This window comes from Pseudoalteromonas sp. MMG013, from assembly GCF_018100885.1.
Taxonomy (GTDB): Bacteria; Pseudomonadota; Gammaproteobacteria; order Enterobacterales; family Alteromonadaceae; genus Pseudoalteromonas; species Pseudoalteromonas aurantia.
In genome coordinates this window covers 1-18,804 of the sequence record NZ_JAGJEE010000051.1, presented here as the reverse complement: position 1 = coordinate 18,804, position 18,804 = coordinate 1, and the positions used below count along the sequence as shown (strand labels likewise).

Genomic DNA, 18,804 nt, shown 5'->3' with positions numbered 1-18,804 from the left:
GAGGGGGCACTTTGTGTTTGTGAATCCTGACCTGCGTCAGGAAGACGGCTGAGGTGAGTTACATCAGTTGGACATTGATGTTTTATCCTGTGAGTCTACCTCGTATCTCTCAATTTATTTTTCGTACTTCTGAGTTTATTTTACTTCGTCACCTTGAATTCATCTCCCCTCGTCTCCCTGAATTTATTTTTCGTACTTCTGAGTTTATTTTACTTCGTCACCTTGAATTCATCTCCCCTCGTCTCCCTGAATTTATTTCAGGGCCCATGCAGAGGAGCACTTTGTGCTTGTGGATCCTGACTTGCGTCAGGACGACGGCTGAGGTGAGTTACATCAGTTGGACAGTGACGTTTTATCCTGTGAGTCTTCCTCGTCTCTTTGAATTTATTGTCCCTCGTCTCCCTGAATTTATTTCAGGGTCCATGCAAAGGGAGCACTTTGTGCTTGTGGATCCTGACCTGCGTCAGGACGACGGCTAGGGGGGAGTTACACCCAGACCAACGTCAGGAGTACAGGTTTGGAGAGTTGAATGATGTAATGTCATGTAATCGATATTTATTCGTATTTGACTACACTGGTTATTCATAATCTACTTGGCACCCCCATCTGTATAGTCATATGCAATGGTGCGTGTTATCTCTCAAAATCGATAAGGAAACACCATGTCTGATCAGTATACCTATAAAATTTATCCACCACTTGGCGTGGCACGTGTTGGTAATGGTCCTGCTCAATCCGAAACAGCGGTTTTTACTCCAGAGGTACCTTGGCAACATTTATACGATACAGGTGTAGAGTATTTGGTAACACTTGGAGATTTAAAAGCACTCGTACAAAGAGTATTTGCTGAGGGACTAGGTGACGCAGTTAACACTGTCGGTTTACAAGTAAAAGAATATGTCTCTGAGTCAGTTGTTACTGAACTGGCTGGTGATCATAAGAGTCAGTTGTCTATCGCAATCATCGAGTCTAATCTCGGGAAGGTTATCTCAAAACAGGAACTTGAGCGTAAGCTTGATGATGCGACTTTACCACAGTCAATCGTTAACTTCTCTTTACTGGGCCTTGTTGAAGATGTGATTGTTGCAGTATTAGCGGATAAATATTTAGGGGCCGTTAAAAAACAAGCACAGCGCTTTTATCTTTATAAGTGTGACATGCAAGGTAACCCAATAGAAAAAGTGACATTGGGAGATGGTGAGAAGGTAACATGGCATGTGAGTGTGGCAAACAAAAAAGCATTTTGGTACGACTATAATAATGCCCTCGATTTGTCATTATTATCGGAAGGCTCAGGTAATTTGTCTAAGAATGTTAGTTTAGAAAGGCTGGCCCCAGCTCAAACAGCAAAGCGGCGAAATCCGAATGTACTGGGTAACAAATTGCGTCAGCAGTTAGTGATCCGCAGTAAGGGGATGGTATCGAGTAATCAGAATGACGTCGTTAAGTTAAGTGGCAAGTTTCCTGCTAATGAAGCCGATCAAGAGAGTCGTCTGACAAACTTGCTTAATATGACTGAGCGACACAATGTTTTGCAAGGGAGCATTAGTTGTTCAGACTCTGGTGTATTGTCTTTTTATGCTGGGGACGGGGTATCACAAGCAATGACTCCGTCGTCTTTAAATACCGACTTTGCAGACAACTCTAATTGGTATGATGATATTTGTGATGGTAGCGTAAGTGCTGAATTAACCTTAAAAAATGGAAATATTGTAAAAATAAACCAAGAAAACAATAGCGCATGGATTGCAACAGCGCCGCCTGACTTTGCGCCTCAAATTGAACCACTTGTCACTTTATACGATATGGTCAGTGGGTCACAATTTAAAGAGGCTGATTTAGCTGGATTAAAAACCCAATTTAGCGATGTATTTCCAATTTTATATCGTTTATATCGTATGCAATGGGTTAACCAAGCGGACTTCTCCGACAATCAAGTAAATACAGTGATGGGTGAACTCAGTAGTCAAAATCAGTTTGCAAAATTGCTTGATAATGGCTGTGCCACAAGTGAATTACGAGAAGAAATCTTTAAGCAGTTTAGAAACCCGATGTTTGATGAAGCTGTAGATAAGCAAGATGCAGGTCAAACTGATAGTGAATGGATCAATACCAGTCGGATTATTCCAAGCAAAGATACCACGGACATTAAAGGGCGCAAAGCTACACACAAATTACAGCTGCCATTTTATCCCAATGATGGGGTGGATTATCCTGGTAGCCCAATGCAATGGTTTGCTATCCCACCGTTCATGTATCAGCACTTATTAAATTGGTCACAAGGTAACTTTACCGTTACGGATGATGAGAAAAGTCACGCAGACACAATTGATTCAATGGCTAAATTCTATATTGATACATTTGCAGACTCATCCCACCCAGCATTGCTATCGGCACGGGCAGCGTTAGATGCACTATATGGGGGTGGTTTTCACCCAGGAGTAGAACTGACCTGGCCTATGCGTCATAAACATATTTACTCAGAAAATGAGAGAAAATCTGGTGTTAATGACCAAATAAGCTTACTCGGTTTAAGTGAATTTAGATTAACTCAGGCAGCCAATGATTTGAACATGTATCAAGATTTTGGTCATGTAATACAAGTGTCTGATGTTGAAAAGTCGATAATACCTGACTCTGATGCAAGTTGGTTTTGGAAAAATACACCTGGAGATTTAACCAAATGGATGGGGATCCCTTGGCAATCAGATGCTGCGAGTTGCCAAGCTGTTTACACTCCTGAAGATTTTCCTATACCAGCTTGGTGGGCAGCTAACTTGCCTGTACATATCGTGCCTCTTGCGCGTTACAACAAATTTAAAGATGGTAAAAACTCAGATACAGAAACCCCCAATGGTTTTGATCACAAAATTGCACAGGGCATGACAGAAGCATCATTTGATCAACTGCGATTGGAACAATATTCACAACGACTTGATTGGCTACATACTGCCGATTTGGGATTTGTTGGTTACCACGCAGAAGGAGGCTATACCAATGGCTTAATTCAGATGGTCACACAATGGAAGCATATGGGAATGGTAATGGCTCGACCTGTTGAACAAGGAGAGAATACGGGTATTCCTGAAGTGGTTTATGTTGCTTACAGCAAAGCGGATAAAAACTAAAATAAGATGCGCTCGTAAGGGCGCTATTTTGATGAGAGTAAAAATGACTGTAAAATTTGATTGCGCCGTAATTGGAATGGGAGTAAGCGGTGTATTACTGGCTAAGGAGTTAGCAACGCAAGGTTTCAAAGTTGTATTGTTTCATGATGATAAGCCTATAAACATGAGCTTTGCTGAAAGTTTGCCTGCAACGGTTAACCCATTGTTAGAGCGGCTGGGTTTGATGAAATATTTACAGCATGAAATACACTTTCCTTGTTCTGGTACTTTTTCATCATGGGGGGCTGCTCAACTGCAGCACCCTAGTTTAGAGTCAACTATGCAAGGGCATGGCTGGAAAGTCGATAAACATGGCCTAGTTAGGCAGCTAGCATATGACTTACCAGACTCGGTAGTCAAATTGCATAAAGTAATCAGTATCGAGCGACAACCATCGCATTGGTTACTTGGTAGTAAAAGTAATGGGCAAGTTATTGAGGTGTGTGCGCGTTTTGTTGTTGATGCCAGCGGCCGACAAGGGTATTTACCAAGAGCTTTAAATATTTCGCGTCACTGTTTTGATAAGTTAATGGCATTTGTGGTGAATGTACCAAGAATATCAGGCGAAAAGCTCAGTCATCCAGTGCTTGTTGAAGCCCAGCAAAATCACTGGGGGTTGGTGTCTAAAATGAACCAAAATCAAAACATGTTGGCTATTTTTAGCAACCAAGCTTCACCTGACTTTGAGTTATATAAATCGTTTGAAAATTGGCATGAAATTAATCAAGACTCACTGTACTTTAAGCAATTTATTCCTCAAGAACATAGCACAAAAGTACGAATGGTGAATGCTAGCAGTCATATATGCAGTCAGTTAACAGGAGATACTTGGCTGATGCTAGGTGATGCTGCAATGTCGTTTGATCCCTTATCATCACATGGCATGACAACGAGTATGTATATGGCAGAGAAAGCGTGTCATGCAATCATGCAGTCTTTTGCGGGTAATTGTGCTGGGTTAGCGGATTACTCCGAACAAATGACTTTAATTTATAATACGTACTTAAATGAATTGGTGCAGCGCTATAATGCAGAGCAACGCTGGCAAGGGTCGCCATTTTGGCAAAGTAAGCAACAATTAAAAATGACAAATGAATGCATGTTAGTGAGTTAGTGAATAGTTCGCATACATGATAACCTTTTCTCTATTAGGCCTTTGCTGAGAACGGTACTCCTTTTCGCTTTGTGAACCTATTTTGGATGGCCTTACACCTCATTTTTCAGCGCTTTTACCTATCAGGAGCCATTGAGGGCTTAACATCTTCGTATTTCTGACTTCATTTTAGGGCTAACATCTTAGCTTCATTTCAGGGCTTAGGATTTCGTCTTCCTGAATTTATTTCAGGGTCCATGTTTGAATACACGAAACGCAAATGGATCCTGACCTGCGTCAGGAAGACTGATTTGGTGGAGGGCTGATTTGGTGGAGGGCTGAATAGGAGGACGGCGCATAAGTTAACGGCAGTTGTATCAGTTGAAGGCTGTTGCATCCGTTAAAAACTTACACTCCTCTATACTCTTTTTAGAACTCAGTACCTTCACCTTTCTGAATTCATTCAAGGCTTAACGTCTTCGTCTATCTGAATTCAGGGCTAACACCTTTGTCTCCCTGGCTTCATTTCAGAACTTAAGATTTCGTCTCCCGACTTCATTTCATAGCTTAAGATTTCGTCTCCCTGACTTCATTTCAGAGCGTAAGATTTCGTCTCCCTGAATTTATTTCAGGGTCCATGTTTGAATACACGAAACGTAAATGGATCCTGACCTGCGTCAGGAAGACTGATTTGGTGGAACACTGATTAGGAAGAAAGCGCATAAGTTAACTGATCATATTTTCTACCGCTCCCCTTGCACCTCAAATTCATCGTATATTAAAACTGCTTTTCCATTTTTTTGAACTTGCCAATGCTCTTTATGTACAACTCCATACGCTTTGTTCATTTGCCAGTGTGAAGTCAGTAAATAACCATCGGTACCTTCCGGTTGCCAAATGACATCGCTATATTCAACACTATGAAAACCTTGATCAATAATTTGCTGCCATAAAGCTTGTATTTGCTCAGTGCCTTTAAACGTCCCAAATGGTTTTGCCACCATCGTACATTCAGGGTGGTACTGGGCAGCACACCCAGCCGCATCTTGGTTATTAAATGCGGTTTGCCATTGTAAAATACCTGTTTTACAAGCTTCAAATACGGTTTGTGGTGCCATGTTCTATTATCTCTATTGTTTACTTGCGACCAAGTTTAGCGCTATGCTTTGTAAAGAAAAACAAGACTAATAGAAAATACTGTTTAATCTGGTGAAACAATATGAATAAGCTACGCCATATGAATTTATTTATGCGCATTGTGGAGGCTGGGTCGATAACTAAAGCTGCTGAGAAGCTAGGGCTCTCTAAATCGGTATTGAGTCAACACTTAAAACAATTAGAAGGTGAGTTAGCAACTACACTGTTAAAGCGCACTACACGTCGGCAATCGTTAACGCCTAGCGGTGAACGATTTTATGCCCACTGTGTAAAAATGCATCAAATTTCAGAACAAGCTTGGGATGAAGTGATGGCGCAACAAATCGAGCCAGCTGGCAAACTCACGATTACCGCCCCACATGCGTTAATGGACTCCCTGGTAGTACCTGCATTAACGAAGACATTTTTAGCGCATCCAAAAGTACGTTTGTCATTGATTTGCCAAGATGAACAGTTGGATCTGATGCATCATGATATTGATTTAGCAATTCGTGTGGGTAGGAGTCAAGACAGTCGCTATAAGCAACGACTTATTGGCCGATTTTATGATGTGTTATGCAAAGCTAAACATCATACTCCAGATTTAAGTGCTGTGACTTATATTGCGAATCATTGGCAAGGTACTCAGATAAATCATACATTTTATAAAGCTGGTGGGTCATCACAGAAGCAGCAGTTTATGGCAACACATATTACAGACAACATATACCAAACAATATCGCTTATTAGCGCTGGATTTGGCATCGGGATTGTGCCGAATATACTACTACCTCAATATACCCAGTTAGCACCGGTCTACACTGACCAGCACTTAATGGCAACAGATGTGTATACGGTGCACCCATACACAAGTGCCGTGCCTACCACCGTCAAACTTGCTCAAACAGCCATTAAAACTGCTTTTGATGACTTAATGTTCAATATAACGTAATAGTTTGAGATGAACGATGTGCGAAACATCATAGTTAGAATATACGTATTTGATGTGAGCGTTGACAAATAGATACGCGTATTTACGTTTCAAATATAGATACTCTGCTATAATGAACGAAGTTTTTAAAGGAATGATAGAGTTTTATGGTTGTGAGTAAGTGTCATGGATTGTTGCTTTTTTTTATATTAATGCTGTTTAGTGAGAATTGCGAAGCCATTGATACGGTGAGATACAATGTGTCTCATAAATTTGTTGATCCAAAGCAAACCTATTATGTCGACTTATTACGGTTGGCACTCGAAAAAAGTACGTTTGAATATGGACCATATCAATTAATTGAAAACCCCCTTGAAGATACCCCGCAGGCCAGAACATTAGATCTGCTTGCTAAAGCCGATTTAATTGATGTGCATTGGAGCATGACCTCGATTAAACGAGAGCAAAAATTAGGTACCGTTTATATCCCATTGCTAAAGGGCATGATGGGGGCGCGTATTTTTATTATTCATAAAGACTTACAATCAAGGCTAAAGAAACACCAATATGCAACTGCATTGTTGGATTATCGATTCGGCAGTGGTAACGATTGGCCTGACTCAAAGATCTATGCATTTAATAGTTTGACTGTTGAAACCGCTGGGGCGCAGAATTTATTGAAAATGTTAGAACAAAAGCGCTTTGATTTGTTTCCCAGAGCTCTGCATGAGCCTTGGTCTGAAGTGGTTGGCCACCCTAAGCTACAGATCGATAGCCGCTTTGGTTTGTGTTACCCCTCTGCGATGTATTTTTTTGTGAATAAAAATAATCATAGGCTACGCAAGCGCTTAACCGATGGGCTGCACAGGGCAATAAATGACGGCAGTTTCGATCAGCTATTTAGTCATCACCCAATCACAAAAGATGCCCTCAAAAACGGTTATTTTGAAAAACGAAAAGTGTTAAAGCTACGCAACCCAAATATGAGTATTAGAACGCGCGACACTTTACACTCGGGACGTTATACATGGCAGCCATTAGCCGAATGTGTCAAGCCCTCATTATAAGCATAACGTACATCCCTCTTGTCTTTGTGCTGCTATGACATCAGATAACAGTGTCTTTGTTAAGTAAAGTTCATATTATTACTCTTTGTTTTTAATAGAATCTATTGTTTAATGGTTGATTGTTGTACACCATTAATTATTAAGGGTTTATTATGGAAGATATTAAGTTATATGGACATCCGCTATCTGGGCATACTCATAAAGTGTCATTGTTTTTATCAATACTTCAGCTGGAGTATGAATTTGAAATCGTTGACTTAAAGGCTAAGCAGCATCAATCAGACGCATTTTTGAAGTTAAACGCATTTGGCCAAGTACCTGTTTTGAAACATGCAGAACGCGTTATTTGTGATTCTAGCGCTATCTTAGTTTATTTGGCTAAAGTATTTGATAACTCTGGAATTTGGTACCCATCTTCCCCTGTGAAACAAGCGATGATACACAGGTTATTAGCGGTTTCATCTGGTCCGTTAGTGATGGGGCCCGCTATGCTAAGAGGCATTAAACAACTGAATAAACCCGGTGATTATGAGCAAGCGGTTGTAGTAACAACGCAGTTATATCAGGGCTTAGAGCGTTTACTTCACTCTCATGATTGGCTGGCTTGCAGTACGCCCACTATTGCAGATATTGCATTGTATAGCTATATTAAATTGGCTGAAGGCGCCTCTGATATTAATGGAAAATTCCCAAGTATACTTAATTGGCAGTCGAAAGTTGAATCTCTCCCAGGCTTTATGGCCGTCCCTTAACTCCTTATTTTAGTTCATCGTTTGCATCAATGAATCATATACTAATCAAAAGCCAACGCTGCGCACGTTAGTTGGCTTTGTTTCAGTAAACAGGTTGGCTGGTGTTTGTTTAAAGCCTGATACAAACTGCACAACTGCATATTATTGTCGCCGTGTTACGTTAACTGACGTTGCCTTTGAAATTCGCAAATTTTGGGATCTTTGCTATACATTGAGTATTACCAATCTGTACGATAAATCATATGAATTTAACTGTTACGTGGCGAATATTTGGTGGCTTCGCGGTCGTATTGCTTTTGTCTGTTATTTTGTTTTCTGTATCTATAATGGGCATATCCAATATTGGTAAGGGAATACAAAAAGTATCGACTAAAAGTGTCCCAACTTTAATATCTGGTGCTGCACTGTCAGAAAGTGTTTTGGCAACCGAGCTGAGCTTAATACAGCTATTTGCGACAGAGCGTCGTAGTGTAGCAAATACCATTAAAGCTGATTTCGACAAACGATACGATGAAAACCAAACCAATTTACAAGCACTTGCATTACAGTTAGATGGCCTACCTGAGTTTGCAGAAATACTCTCTAAATTAGAGAAAACCAATGCAGCGCTTTACACCACGTCAATCACCAGCATCACTAACTATTTGGCCATTTTGACCCAAATTGAAAAAACCAATGAGTTGGCACAAGAATTCGGTGATATGGGCGATGAAAGCTTAAGTTTTGCATACGATTTAGAAGGAATGGCAGAGCAAGAGGCGACCATAGACCTCTTAGCGACCTTTGTATCACTTATTGAAAGCGCGGTAGATAGTGCCAACTCAGTGCTACGCTCACAGATTGTGTTTGAGGTGCTTGGTGTACAGTCTGAATTACAAGGCAGTGTTAGCGAAATTGATGAATTATTTAATAAAATACAAATGGCAAGTGAGCTGCAAGGAAGTGATGAACTGGCATCAATGCATCAAAACCTAACGAGCTTTAAAAATGCATTAGTGGGCAGCGATAGCGCTATTAGCTCAAAAGTAAGTGTATTGAAACAACTTGGCAAAGTTAAAAAAGATTTCGATGTTATTAAACAGCATGCTAAGGAAACCAGAGAATTAATCGCTGAGCTCAAGAAACAAATAATGACTTATACTGGCTCGATTCAATCACAGGCTGAAAGTACAGTGTCTGATAATCAATTTGTGATCACAATGTTGGCCGGGTTGATCATTGTGTTGTCTATTGCAGTGTCATTTGTAGTGACTCGTTCAATCAAAGTACCGTTGGCTATGTCAATACAACAAATTAAAACCGCAGCAACGGGCGACATGACTGTTCAGTTTGTAAAAGAGCAAGAAGATGAGTTGGGTGAGATGGCGCAAAGCATGCAGCAACTCGTAAATAGTTTGCGCGATACGTTAAATGAAATATCGGATAACTCGCAGTTGTTGGCCAGTACAGCAGAACAAACCAGTGTGATAGCTGATCAAAGCTTTAATAGTGCCAATGAACAAAGTTCACAAATGCACGCAATGAGTACGTCGATCAACGAAATGACAGAAACAGTCGCCTCTGTTGCTGCAAGTGTGCACAGCACGTTAGAAGAAGTTGAAAAAGCCAGTACTGAAGCTGAACAAGGGGAAACCGTGTTACTGAAGAACGTAGAGAGTATTTCAGCGTTGGGTAAAACCATAGAAGGCTCGGCAAACGTGATTCAGCAGCTAAATAACGATACGGTCAGTATTAGTTCGGTATTGGCTGAAATAAAAGGCATTGCAGAACAGACCAATTTATTGGCACTCAATGCTGCAATAGAAGCGGCTAGGGCCGGAGAGCAAGGACGTGGGTTTGCAGTGGTGGCTGATGAGGTGAGGTCATTGGCCAGCCGTACTCAAGAGTCAACACAAGAGATTCAATCAGCCATTGAAAACTTGATCAGTGGTGCACAGCAGGCCGTTGAGAGTATGACCAGTTCTCAGCAAGCCTCAAGAGAATGCGTCGACGGGATCAATAGCGTGAAGAATATGTTGCAGTCTATTGTGCAAAGTATCCAAACTATCCGTGACATGAGCCAACAAATTGCAGCGGCTTCAGAGCAGCAAACTGTCGCCGCAAACACCCAGTTAGAGAGTGTAAATAGTATACGAGATATCACGAATACCACAACAGAGCAAGCGAAAGACAATCAGCAAGCAAGCTTACAGTTAGCACAAATGGCTGAAACGCAGCGTGCCCTATTGACCAAATTTAAAACCTAGTGGCTGATTATTTAGCGACTATTAATTCGTCTTACTCACTGAGAGGATCATTGTATGAAATTGAAAATTGCGAGTTTATTTATTGCATTTTTTGCTTATTTTTTCATGGAAGTTGCGGTTGCTGGAACTTGTGAAATCCAATACACGAGAACGTCATGCCCAGGAAAAGATAAAATAAGTTATAAAAAGTGTAAAGGTAAGCAAAGCTGCTCTAAATTTAAAGAGGCAGCTAGCGCTGCTGAATGTGGTGCGATGGCTGTGAAGTCATGTAAGAACAAACGATTAACGATCACTAAAAGCAAAGTGATTAACGCTATTTTTGACGGTGGAAAAATTACAGCAACGAATGGTAACGATGACTTTTGTACCGTGTATGCCAAAGCCAGTGAAGAGTTCAATAAATGTGGTGGCTAAGGTGAACTAGTTTTTACGAATTCATAAATGGCCATTGATGTTGCGCTCAATGGCCATTTTTTATGAATGATATAAAGCGGAAGCCGAATTGTGCGGTTTAAAATTGCGGTAAAATGCGTATTTTGATTCAGGTAATATGGTTTTTTAGGAAAGCGCAACCTTGGTCAAGTATCACTTCTGTTGTTTTGCGATACTTCCCACAGTTTAGGATCAGTTATTGAGTGTACAAAGTGAAGAATAAGGTAGCACCGCACCGAAGTATTCAGCGTGTTTGTGATTATATTGCACAAAACTTAGATATACCTATGAGTATTGAGCACTTAAGTGATGTAGCCGCGTTGTCGAAATATCATTTTCATCGCTTATTTGTCGCCAATATGCATATTACAGTGAGTAAATATATTCTATTAGCAAGGTTAAAACGTGCCTCGTTTGAATTGGTATTCGAAACCGATAAGAAAATACTCGATATTGCAATTAAAGCAGGGTTTGACAGTGCAGAAGCGTTTTCAAGGGCCTTTAAACGTACCTTTAACCAAACACCTTCAGGATTTAGAAGTGCCCCTAAATGGCCTCAGTGGCATGCAGTATTTGAGTTTACTTTGGCGAGTAATCCTTTGGTCTTACTTGATGTAACTGTTGATGTTTTTCCGAAAACAATGATTGCTTTTATTGAACATAGAGGTGCTGCTGATCGAGTATATGAGACTGCTGGGCAGTTTGTAAGCTGGAGAAAAGCCAGTGGGTTATCACCCATTCATAGTAGTAAAACATTTGGCATCCCTAATGGTGATCCAAACACGATGATACCAGAAGCATTTCGGTTTAAAATATGCGGCTCGGTGTGTAAATCTATACCAAATAACGCGTTTTCTGTACACAATGCGGAGATCCCCGAAATGCGTTGTGCTAAAGTGCGCCATCGTGGTAGTCATGAGGCATTAGACAATACAATTAATGCTTTTTATCAGCAGTGGTTTGTCGATAGAGATGAGCAACCAGCGGAGCACCCGTGCTTTTTTCAATACATTAACTTGATCCATGAAGTTGATGAATGCGATTTGTTGACTGACATATTTTTACCACTGCGCTAATCATATAGCGCGCAGTGGTAGAGACAATGTTGATGTAAGAGTTAGGAGTTACCATATCATGATAGTCATTGTTTAATCGTTGTGTAAAACCCCTTTACAGAACGGCAAAGCGCTTATGCGTTTGTAATATGCAATGATATTAGGAAACTCAGCAAGTAGATTCAGTTGCGCAGGTAAATTCATATGATAGTCCAATATTGGTAAAATTATCGCATCGGCCAATGAAAACTGATTGGCAACTAAATAGTTGTTGCCTGCTAACTGTCTATTAATGTGCCTAAAAGTCTCTAAAACAGCGGGTTTTGCCGCGGTTAATTTACACATATCAACCTGGTCGTTAATACCACTGGGGAATTTTATTTCGATAATGTAGTCACTAATAAGTGCACGAAAAGCGTAAATTGACAACATACTAGACCACGCATCTATTTGACCATAAACCTGAGGGTTACTGTTAAAAATGCTGGGCCCATCAAAATGTTCAAGGTAACGTGCAATTGCGTTTGATTCAGGCAAAATGAAATCACCATCGATTAAAATAGGCACTTTTTTAAATGGATGTAGTTTTGTCAGCGTGTCGCTGCTGATCTCCAATGCTTTGCCCTCATATTCAAGACTAAGTTGGTAATCTACTCCTTTGTACTTGCAGATTAACTCAATACTTCTAACAAAAGTCGAAAACTCCGGGCCAATAATAGTGAGTGTATTCATGGTATTTCCTTTAATGGACTTGATGGTTGATCTCATAATAAAAAGCATGACAATATGTTCAAGAACATATTCTTAAACTTTTGAGAAAAACATGCCTTGGGATATAAATCATAAACAGAAATCTCGTCAGCGTATTTTAGAAGCTGCCGCTAAATTATTTGTCGAGCAGGGGTTTGATGGTGTTGGCATTGATGAAGTTATGGAAAAAGCCAATATGACCCGAGGTGCTTTTTATAGCCATTTTAAATCTAAATCGCAGTTGTATCATGAAGCGATTCCTGTTGCAGGTTTAGTGGCAAAACAACAGCTAGAAGTTGGTTGTCAAAATTCATTTAAGGCGCTCAAACATAATTATTTACGCCAAAGTAATGATGCGCAAAAAACGCAACTGTGCCCCATTGCTTTACTCATTTCTGATATTCGTCATAGAGACCCCGAGATTCGTAAAACATATGAAAAGGTATTTTCTGGTTTTGTCGATTACATAGACAGCCATATGGATGACCGAAAAGGAGCGCTTGTTCAAGCGGCGACTATGATTGGTGCCGTGGCTTTAGCGCAAACATTAACAGATGAAAGCTTAAAAGAAGAGCTGCTATCGGCATGTGAATCAGCGGCTCACAATGATATGTAACATGCTCCTTATTGTTTTTCTGAGCTCGCTTCAAGATCGAGCGAAGACGAATAGTGAGGGTGAATAATAACAGCTGACAGGGATTAATTTTATTGTCTTCCTGAACTTGATTCAGGGTCTGGTGAGGGTGAATAGTAACAGCTGATAGGGGTTAATTTTATTGTATTCCTGAACTTGATTCAGGGTCTGGTGAGGGTGAATAGTAACAGCTGATAGGGGGTAATTTTATTGTCTTCTTGAACTTGATTCAGGATCTAGTGAGGGTTAATAGTAACAGCTGACAGGAATTAATTTTATTGTCTTCCTGAACTTGATTCAGGATCTGGTGAGGGTGAATAGTAACAGCTGACAGGAATTGATTTTATTGTCTTCCTGAACTTGATTCAGGATCTAGTGAAAACGGAAAATACAATAACAGGCATATGACATGTCTGAATTCAGTAATGTGAGGTTAATTATTAGCAGGTGCGGATATTGTATGTCATCATCGAGTCTAACATGATGAAAATACCCTATTATTTTGGCTCTTTAAAAAGTAATTATAAAACAATAAGTTACAGTTGGTCGTTTTTTATATGGTTAAAATGGTATTTTGACCGTAACGAATTGTTGTAACTTATTTTTATGATGATAGTCTATTGTTCACTGCCGCACAGGCAGCTTAGAAATTCAAGCTTTGCTGTATCGACTGAGATGGCTGGTTCACTGCCGCACAGGCAGCTTAGAAATGTAAAAATGTGTTCAGCTGTAAGTGGTGGTGGTTCACTGCCGCACAGGCAGCTTAGAAAAATTAGTTAACCTAAGCCAAAGCGGTTTAAGCATTCACTGCCGCACAGGCAGCTTAGAAATTGCTCGTTAATTTCCCACACTTCACCGCGATGTTCACTGCCGCACAGGCAGCTTAGAAATTATTCGCGCGAAATTTGCGATACATATCGCGGTTCACTGCCGCACAGGCAGCTTAGAAATAGCTCACTGTTCGGTGATTTCGCCATTACTAGTTCACTGCCGCACAGGCAGCTTAGAAATCTAGCGGTAATGCTGGCGCGCCAACCTCTGGGTTCACTGCCGCACAGGCAGCTTAGAAATACATCACTATCTGTTATCTGTCTAAATCCATGTTCACTGCCGCACAGGCAGCTTAGAAAACGCTGCGTTTAAATCAACACCGTCTTGCAAAGTTCACTGCCGCACAGGCAGCTTAGAAAATAAGGTGGTATACCGAAATCAACTTTTGTTATGTTCACTGCCGCACAGGCAGCTTAGAAAAAATGGGTTGAGCACTACGCCGCTTGGGTCATGTTCACTGCCGCACAGGCAGCTTAGAAACACAAGTTAAAGATGTGGCCGTTGACGCCCCGGTTCACTGCCGCACAGGCAGCTTAGGTGATGAGTGACCGAAACGTAGTTTCGCAGCACAAAGAAGTGAGGTCATGGATGACCGATGTGACCCAGCTCCATGGATGGATTGTTTACGCTTAAGTGGCAACTTTATGGACCCTGAAACCAGTTCAGGGCGACGAAGGTGGTGCAGCACTTTGATGTGAGATCATACACATCCCGTCTTCCTGACGCAGGTCAGGATCCACAATACGCATATGTTTCAACATGGACCCTGAAACCAGTTCAGGGCGACGAAGGTGGGGGAAAGGCGACGAAGTTGGGTGATTCGATCACAGGCAGCTTAGAAATATGCACGCCCCGCTTAAGCCGATAGTCCAATTCTTCACTGCCGCACAGGCAGCTTAGGTGATGAGTGACCGAAACGTAGTTTCGCAGCACGAAGAAGTGAGGTCATCCGGATGACCGATGTGACCCAGCTCCATGGATGGATTGTTTACACTTAAGTGACAACTTCATGGACCCTGAAACCAGTTCAGGGCGACGAAGGTGGGTTATGTTCGTGCACTGTAGCAAAGGTAGTTTGATGTGTTTGGGTAAGTTGCAGTTCGTTAGGGGGAAAATACCCTTTAAAAACCTTTTATTTTTCGCCCTTTAAAAAGTAATTATAAAACAGTAAGTTACAGTTGGTCGTTTTTTATATGGTTAAAATGGTATTTTGGCCGTAACGACTTGTTGTAACTTATTTTTATGATGATATTCTATTGTTCACTGCCGCACAGGCAGCTTAGAAATTTATAGCGTTGGCGCGATCTTTATAAAACGCGTTCACTGCCGCACAGGCAGCTTAGAAATCCACAGGGGGATAACGAGACTGGGGACGTTAGTTCACTGCCGCACAGGCAGCTTAGAAATCATGGCACCAACCACCATTTCGGCGCCAGTGGTTCACTGCCGCACAGGCAGCTTAGAAAGAACAAAGGGAAATTATCTAATCCGCCGTGACGTTCACTGCCGCACAGGCAGCTTAGAAATTTTTTGGCGGTGTTCAAACGCGCTTGGCCAAGTTCACTGCCGCACAGGCAGCTTAGAAAAAGCGCGCCAATTAGCAGGTTTGCCTATTTGTGTTCACTGCCGCACAGGCAGCTTAGAAAGTCAGCGGCCTTAGTTCCGTCAGGGCCGTTAGGTTCACTGCCGCACAGGCAGCTTAGAAAATTAAGGAATCATACCTCTCCACTATGGCCTCGTTCACTGCCGCACAGGCAGCTTAGAAATGATCGAATATATCCACAAGTCTAAGATATTCGTTCACTGCCGCACAGGCAGCTTAGAAATTGCGTGTATACTTTGATTTGAGTAAATCCACGTTCACTGCCGCACAGGCAGCTTAGAAAATTTCTTTATCTGAGCTAAGATAATATGTGTTGTTCACTGCCGCACAGGCAGCTTAGAAATGTGATTCATACATATTATTTTGAGCAAAAGAGTTCACTGCCGCACAGGCAGCTTAGAAACGATGAACTTAAGAGAAGATCATCGTGTTGATGTTCACTGCCGCACAGGCAGCTTAGAAAATCATCATCACCATCATCACCATCGTCACCATGTTCACTGCCGCACAGGCAGCTTAGAAATATTCGCCAGAGTTCCCCAAGTCACTGCAAGGCTTCACTGCCACGCAGGCTGCTTAGAAAGCCATGGGCGCTAGCCCATCGAAGCGGATTTCCTTCACTGCCACGCAGGCAGCTTAGAAAAATTCACGCCAACGCAATGCAGCCTTTTTAACCCTTCACTGCCACGCAGGCAGCTTAGAAAAATTCACGCCAGCGCAATGCAGCCTTTTTAACCCTTTACTGCCACGCAGGCAGCTTAGAAAAAGCACTAAACCCAATTCGATTTCTTCTTTCCCTTCACTGCCACGCAGGCAGCTTAGAAAACTGCCACACTCACCAAATAACGCCACCATACGTTCACTGCCGCACAGACAGCTTAGGTCATGGATGACCGATGTGACCCAGCTCCATGGATGGATTTGGCAACTTCATGGACCCTGAAACCAGTTCAGGGCGACGAAAGTGGGTGAACCGGTATATGCACTGCCGCACAGGCAGCTTTGGTGATGAGTGGCCGAAACGCTTTCGTTTGATAGGTGGCGCAACACTTCGATGTGAGGTCATACACACCTCGTCTTCCTGACGCAGGTCAGGCTCCACAATACCGAATATGTTTCAACGTGGACCCTGAAACCAGTTCAGGGCGACGAAGGTGGCGGAAAGGCGACGAAGTTGGGGAAGGGCGATGAAGTTGGGGAAGGGCGATGAAGCGGTTGAGTCGGCGTGTTTATTACGCATTTAAAGAGGGTGACCCACAGCTATGCACATCACCTCGGTTAAGCGTCTGATGAAAAGTCAGTGAAGTAGGCATGTGTTTTGCTTACAAGTTATACAACTTGTTAACAATGGATGTGTAAAATGAAAATAGCTAACCAAGCTTATGAATATACTCAAAATCAAGTTTCAAAAGTTAATAATTATCAAGCTGAAAAAGTCGGCAAAAACTCGCCGCCTACCAACAATCTGAGCAGCACCACTGAACAGCAAAAATTTGATTTTTCTAATATGACTTTGCAAGATTTATCCACGGCCTCTAAAGCTCTATATGACGAGGGAACACTTTCACTAGGTCAGCATGCTGCACTTTCATTAAACTATGGTGCGACTAAAAATGGTTTGAATCAAGCCAGTGGCGAGGTGTCGTTATCAGCCTTACAGGCGGCTGAAAATAATAAAATTGATGTGATTGCGATGCAAAAAGAGCGATTAAAAGAGGCTGTACAAAATGGTGCTACACCCTCTCAAGTTCAGTTTTCTAAATCATTGATAAATACATTAGAAAGTTATCAATATGGTGGCGGTGGCCGTTTTCATACAAGCGCTTGATCAACGTATGTATAAACGGTCATCTTCTAAGTTATTCGGAAAATTGATTGAGCGAGCACTTGCGGTAGCGCTGCCTGAAGTAAAGTTCGTATGGGGATATTTCCAAATAACCAAATAACCCACAACTAAATTTCCTGATGTTACAGGTTGTGTATCAATGATTGATAAATTAGAACCGTTAATTTTTGCAAGGCGAGATGCTGGATTTGCGTATCCTACTTCCCTAGTGACGATGTATAGCTCATTGCCGCCGTGATTTTGACTGGTTGAAAAAGCTGATTCTGTAACAAACTCCCACTGAGGGTATTGTGTTGAAATTGCACCTCTAATTTCGAATGAACTTAACGGGGCAGCCGGTGCCATAGTATGTACCTGGCCTGACTCTTTAATATATGTTTGATAACTATTATGAGTATCAATGATCTCTTGTTTTAGCTGCGCTTGATACTGTTGAAATTCCCAACTTTGCATTGCGTTATTTAATAACTCTGAGCTATTCGCGGTAGCGCATGTGCTGGCAACAACCGCTGCCATGAGTAATTTTTTTAGCGTATTCATTTAAATATCCTTCTTGGTTGGTTTGCGTTTGTGTATCTCGTTTGTAACTTATAGGTTAATTTTATGTGTATCAAGTTGTTTGTTTTTTGTTCTCTTAATAGATGTGTGTATTAGCGTTATTGTTAGAAGAAAACACATTTATTGTCAGGCAATGTACAACGTTAACCGTTGTTTTCGCTGGTAGAGTAGGTGGGTACTCACATACCCCAAATGAATTGAACCTGATATCATTCGATGAAAGCGTATTTCTTTTAAAAGTAACCGTACCTATAAGGTGATATTTGAGTACCGATTTAGGCGAGGTTTTAGTTATAAATTAAGGTAATAGCGCCTTGAATCTTGAAATAAATTCATGAAGATGAATAGATATGAGCTGTGATTAGTTACTCTAAAGCCCTTTATTTTTCGCTCTTTAAAAAGTAACTATAAAACAGTAAGTTACAATTGGTCGTTTTTTATATGGTTAAAATGGTATTTTAGCGGTAACGACTTGTTGTAACTTATTTTTATGATGATAGTCTATTGTTCACTGCCGCACAGGCAGCTTAGAAATTGAGCCCGCCCATTTACATAGAGACTAGATCGTTCACTGCCGCACAGGCAGCTTAGAAAAAGCCATAAGCTTAATCTCTTTACCCATAGCAGTTCACTGCCGCACAGGCAGCTTAGAAAGCAAATTAGCACAGGTGCGCCCACTGAATATAGTTCACTGCCGCACAG

At 41.4% G+C, this 18,804-nt stretch carries 15 protein-coding genes and 3 CRISPR repeat arrays; of the genes, 12 read left to right on the top strand and 3 right to left on the bottom strand.

The annotated features are described in order from the left end of the window. Positions 1 to 53 precede the first annotated feature (53 nt). From J8L98_RS23970 to J8L98_RS23960, 3 genes are all read left to right on the top strand, one after another. Entirely contained in the window at positions 54 to 479 is a 426-nt protein-coding gene (locus J8L98_RS23970) for a hypothetical protein (protein ID WP_210998564.1), read from the top strand. A 183-nt stretch (positions 480 to 662) separates the two neighbouring features. Then, positions 663 to 3,128, top strand: coding sequence for a LodA/GoxA family CTQ-dependent oxidase (locus tag J8L98_RS23965; RefSeq protein WP_210998563.1), 2,466 nt, complete (start codon positions 663 to 665; stop codon positions 3,126 to 3,128). Between the two features lie 43 nt (positions 3,129 to 3,171). Beyond that, complete coding sequence (locus J8L98_RS23960) at positions 3,172 to 4,281, top strand: FAD-dependent monooxygenase (protein ID WP_210998562.1); 1,110 nt, start codon at positions 3,172 to 3,174, stop codon at positions 4,279 to 4,281. A gap of 722 nt (positions 4,282 to 5,003) precedes the next feature. Here the strand turns inward: J8L98_RS23960 and J8L98_RS23955 are convergent. Next, positions 5,004 to 5,378 carry a nuclear transport factor 2 family protein gene (locus J8L98_RS23955; protein WP_192509408.1) on the bottom strand — a complete coding sequence of 125 codons (375 nt, stop codon included), beginning with the start codon at positions 5,376 to 5,378 and terminating at the stop codon, positions 5,004 to 5,006. Positions 5,379 to 5,479: 101 nt separating this feature from the next. Here J8L98_RS23955 and J8L98_RS23950 point away from each other — a divergent pair, with 101 nt between their 5' ends. From J8L98_RS23950 to J8L98_RS23925, 6 genes are all read left to right on the top strand, one after another. After that, a complete protein-coding gene (locus J8L98_RS23950; protein ID WP_210998561.1) occupies positions 5,480 to 6,349 on the top strand; it encodes a LysR family transcriptional regulator in 870 nt (289 codons plus the stop codon). 239 nt (positions 6,350 to 6,588) lie between these two features. Continuing rightward, positions 6,589 to 7,395 carry a hypothetical protein gene (locus J8L98_RS23945; protein WP_348771926.1) on the top strand — a complete coding sequence of 269 codons (807 nt, stop codon included), beginning with the start codon at positions 6,589 to 6,591 and terminating at the stop codon, positions 7,393 to 7,395. 152 nt (positions 7,396 to 7,547) lie between these two features. Beyond that, positions 7,548 to 8,147 (top strand): glutathione S-transferase family protein, encoded by a 600-nt coding sequence (locus J8L98_RS23940; protein WP_210998559.1) that lies wholly within the window; start codon positions 7,548 to 7,550, stop codon positions 8,145 to 8,147. 242 nt (positions 8,148 to 8,389) lie between these two features. Beyond that, entirely contained in the window at positions 8,390 to 10,393 is a 2,004-nt protein-coding gene (locus J8L98_RS23935) for a methyl-accepting chemotaxis protein (RefSeq protein WP_210998558.1), read from the top strand. Positions 10,394 to 10,447: 54 nt separating this feature from the next. Continuing rightward, positions 10,448 to 10,807: a hypothetical protein gene (locus J8L98_RS23930; protein WP_210998557.1), complete on the top strand. Its 360-nt coding sequence runs from the start codon at positions 10,448 to 10,450 to the stop codon at positions 10,805 to 10,807. Between the two features lie 230 nt (positions 10,808 to 11,037). Next, positions 11,038 to 11,901 carry a GyrI-like domain-containing protein gene (locus J8L98_RS23925; RefSeq protein ID WP_348771925.1) on the top strand — a complete coding sequence of 288 codons (864 nt, stop codon included), beginning with the start codon at positions 11,038 to 11,040 and terminating at the stop codon, positions 11,899 to 11,901. 72 nt (positions 11,902 to 11,973) lie between these two features. Here the strand turns inward: J8L98_RS23925 and J8L98_RS23920 are convergent, their stop codons facing one another. After that, a complete protein-coding gene (locus J8L98_RS23920) occupies positions 11,974 to 12,612 on the bottom strand; it encodes a glutathione S-transferase family protein (RefSeq protein WP_210998556.1) in 639 nt (212 codons plus the stop codon). A gap of 91 nt (positions 12,613 to 12,703) precedes the next feature. Between J8L98_RS23920 and J8L98_RS23915 the strand changes: the two genes are divergently transcribed. From J8L98_RS23915 to J8L98_RS23905, 3 genes are all read left to right on the top strand, one after another. Further along, a complete protein-coding gene (locus J8L98_RS23915; RefSeq protein WP_210998555.1) occupies positions 12,704 to 13,246 on the top strand; it encodes a TetR/AcrR family transcriptional regulator in 543 nt (180 codons plus the stop codon). A gap of 640 nt (positions 13,247 to 13,886) precedes the next feature. Further along, positions 13,887 to 14,635: a CRISPR direct-repeat array (repeat unit 28 nt; unit sequence GTTCACTGCCGCACAGGCAGCTTAGAAA). Between the two features lie 718 nt (positions 14,636 to 15,353). Beyond that, a CRISPR array of direct repeats spans positions 15,354 to 16,583; the repeat unit is 28 nt; unit sequence GTTCACTGCCGCACAGGCAGCTTAGAAA. 47 nt (positions 16,584 to 16,630) lie between these two features. After that, positions 16,631 to 16,783 carry a hypothetical protein gene (locus J8L98_RS23910; RefSeq protein ID WP_210998554.1) on the top strand — a complete coding sequence of 51 codons (153 nt, stop codon included), beginning with the start codon at positions 16,631 to 16,633 and terminating at the stop codon, positions 16,781 to 16,783. 275 nt (positions 16,784 to 17,058) lie between these two features. Further along, a complete protein-coding gene (locus tag J8L98_RS23905) occupies positions 17,059 to 17,526 on the top strand; it encodes a hypothetical protein (RefSeq protein ID WP_210998553.1) in 468 nt (155 codons plus the stop codon). Here J8L98_RS23905 and J8L98_RS23900 read toward each other — a convergent pair whose 3' ends face one another. Beyond that, positions 17,527 to 18,084: a DUF4879 domain-containing protein gene (locus tag J8L98_RS23900; RefSeq protein ID WP_210998552.1), complete on the bottom strand. Its 558-nt coding sequence runs from the start codon at positions 18,082 to 18,084 to the stop codon at positions 17,527 to 17,529. A gap of 524 nt (positions 18,085 to 18,608) precedes the next feature. Then, positions 18,609 to 18,756: direct repeats of the CRISPR family, unit length 28 nt; unit sequence GTTCACTGCCGCACAGGCAGCTTAGAAA. Between the last annotated feature and the right edge of the window lie 48 nt (positions 18,757 to 18,804).

Coding starts and splice junctions, on each gene's coding strand:
- J8L98_RS23940 (WP_210998559.1), top strand. CDS start 7,548: ATGGAAGATATTAAGTTATATGGACATCCGCTATCTGGGCATACTCAT.
- J8L98_RS23950 (WP_210998561.1), top strand. CDS start 5,480: ATGAATAAGCTACGCCATATGAATTTATTTATGCGCATTGTGGAGGCT.
- J8L98_RS23955 (WP_192509408.1), bottom strand. CDS start 5,378: ATGGCACCACAAACCGTATTTGAAGCTTGTAAAACAGGTATTTTACAA.
- J8L98_RS23920 (WP_210998556.1), bottom strand. CDS start 12,612: ATGAATACACTCACTATTATTGGCCCGGAGTTTTCGACTTTTGTTAGA.
- J8L98_RS23960 (WP_210998562.1), top strand. CDS start 3,172: ATGACTGTAAAATTTGATTGCGCCGTAATTGGAATGGGAGTAAGCGGT.
- J8L98_RS23910 (WP_210998554.1), top strand. CDS start 16,631: ATGGACCCTGAAACCAGTTCAGGGCGACGAAAGTGGGTGAACCGGTAT.
- J8L98_RS23900 (WP_210998552.1), bottom strand. CDS start 18,084: ATGAATACGCTAAAAAAATTACTCATGGCAGCGGTTGTTGCCAGCACA.
- J8L98_RS23965 (WP_210998563.1), top strand. CDS start 663: ATGTCTGATCAGTATACCTATAAAATTTATCCACCACTTGGCGTGGCA.
- J8L98_RS23915 (WP_210998555.1), top strand. CDS start 12,704: ATGCCTTGGGATATAAATCATAAACAGAAATCTCGTCAGCGTATTTTA.
- J8L98_RS23905 (WP_210998553.1), top strand. CDS start 17,059: ATGAAAATAGCTAACCAAGCTTATGAATATACTCAAAATCAAGTTTCA.
- J8L98_RS23930 (WP_210998557.1), top strand. CDS start 10,448: ATGAAATTGAAAATTGCGAGTTTATTTATTGCATTTTTTGCTTATTTT.
- J8L98_RS23935 (WP_210998558.1), top strand. CDS start 8,390: ATGAATTTAACTGTTACGTGGCGAATATTTGGTGGCTTCGCGGTCGTA.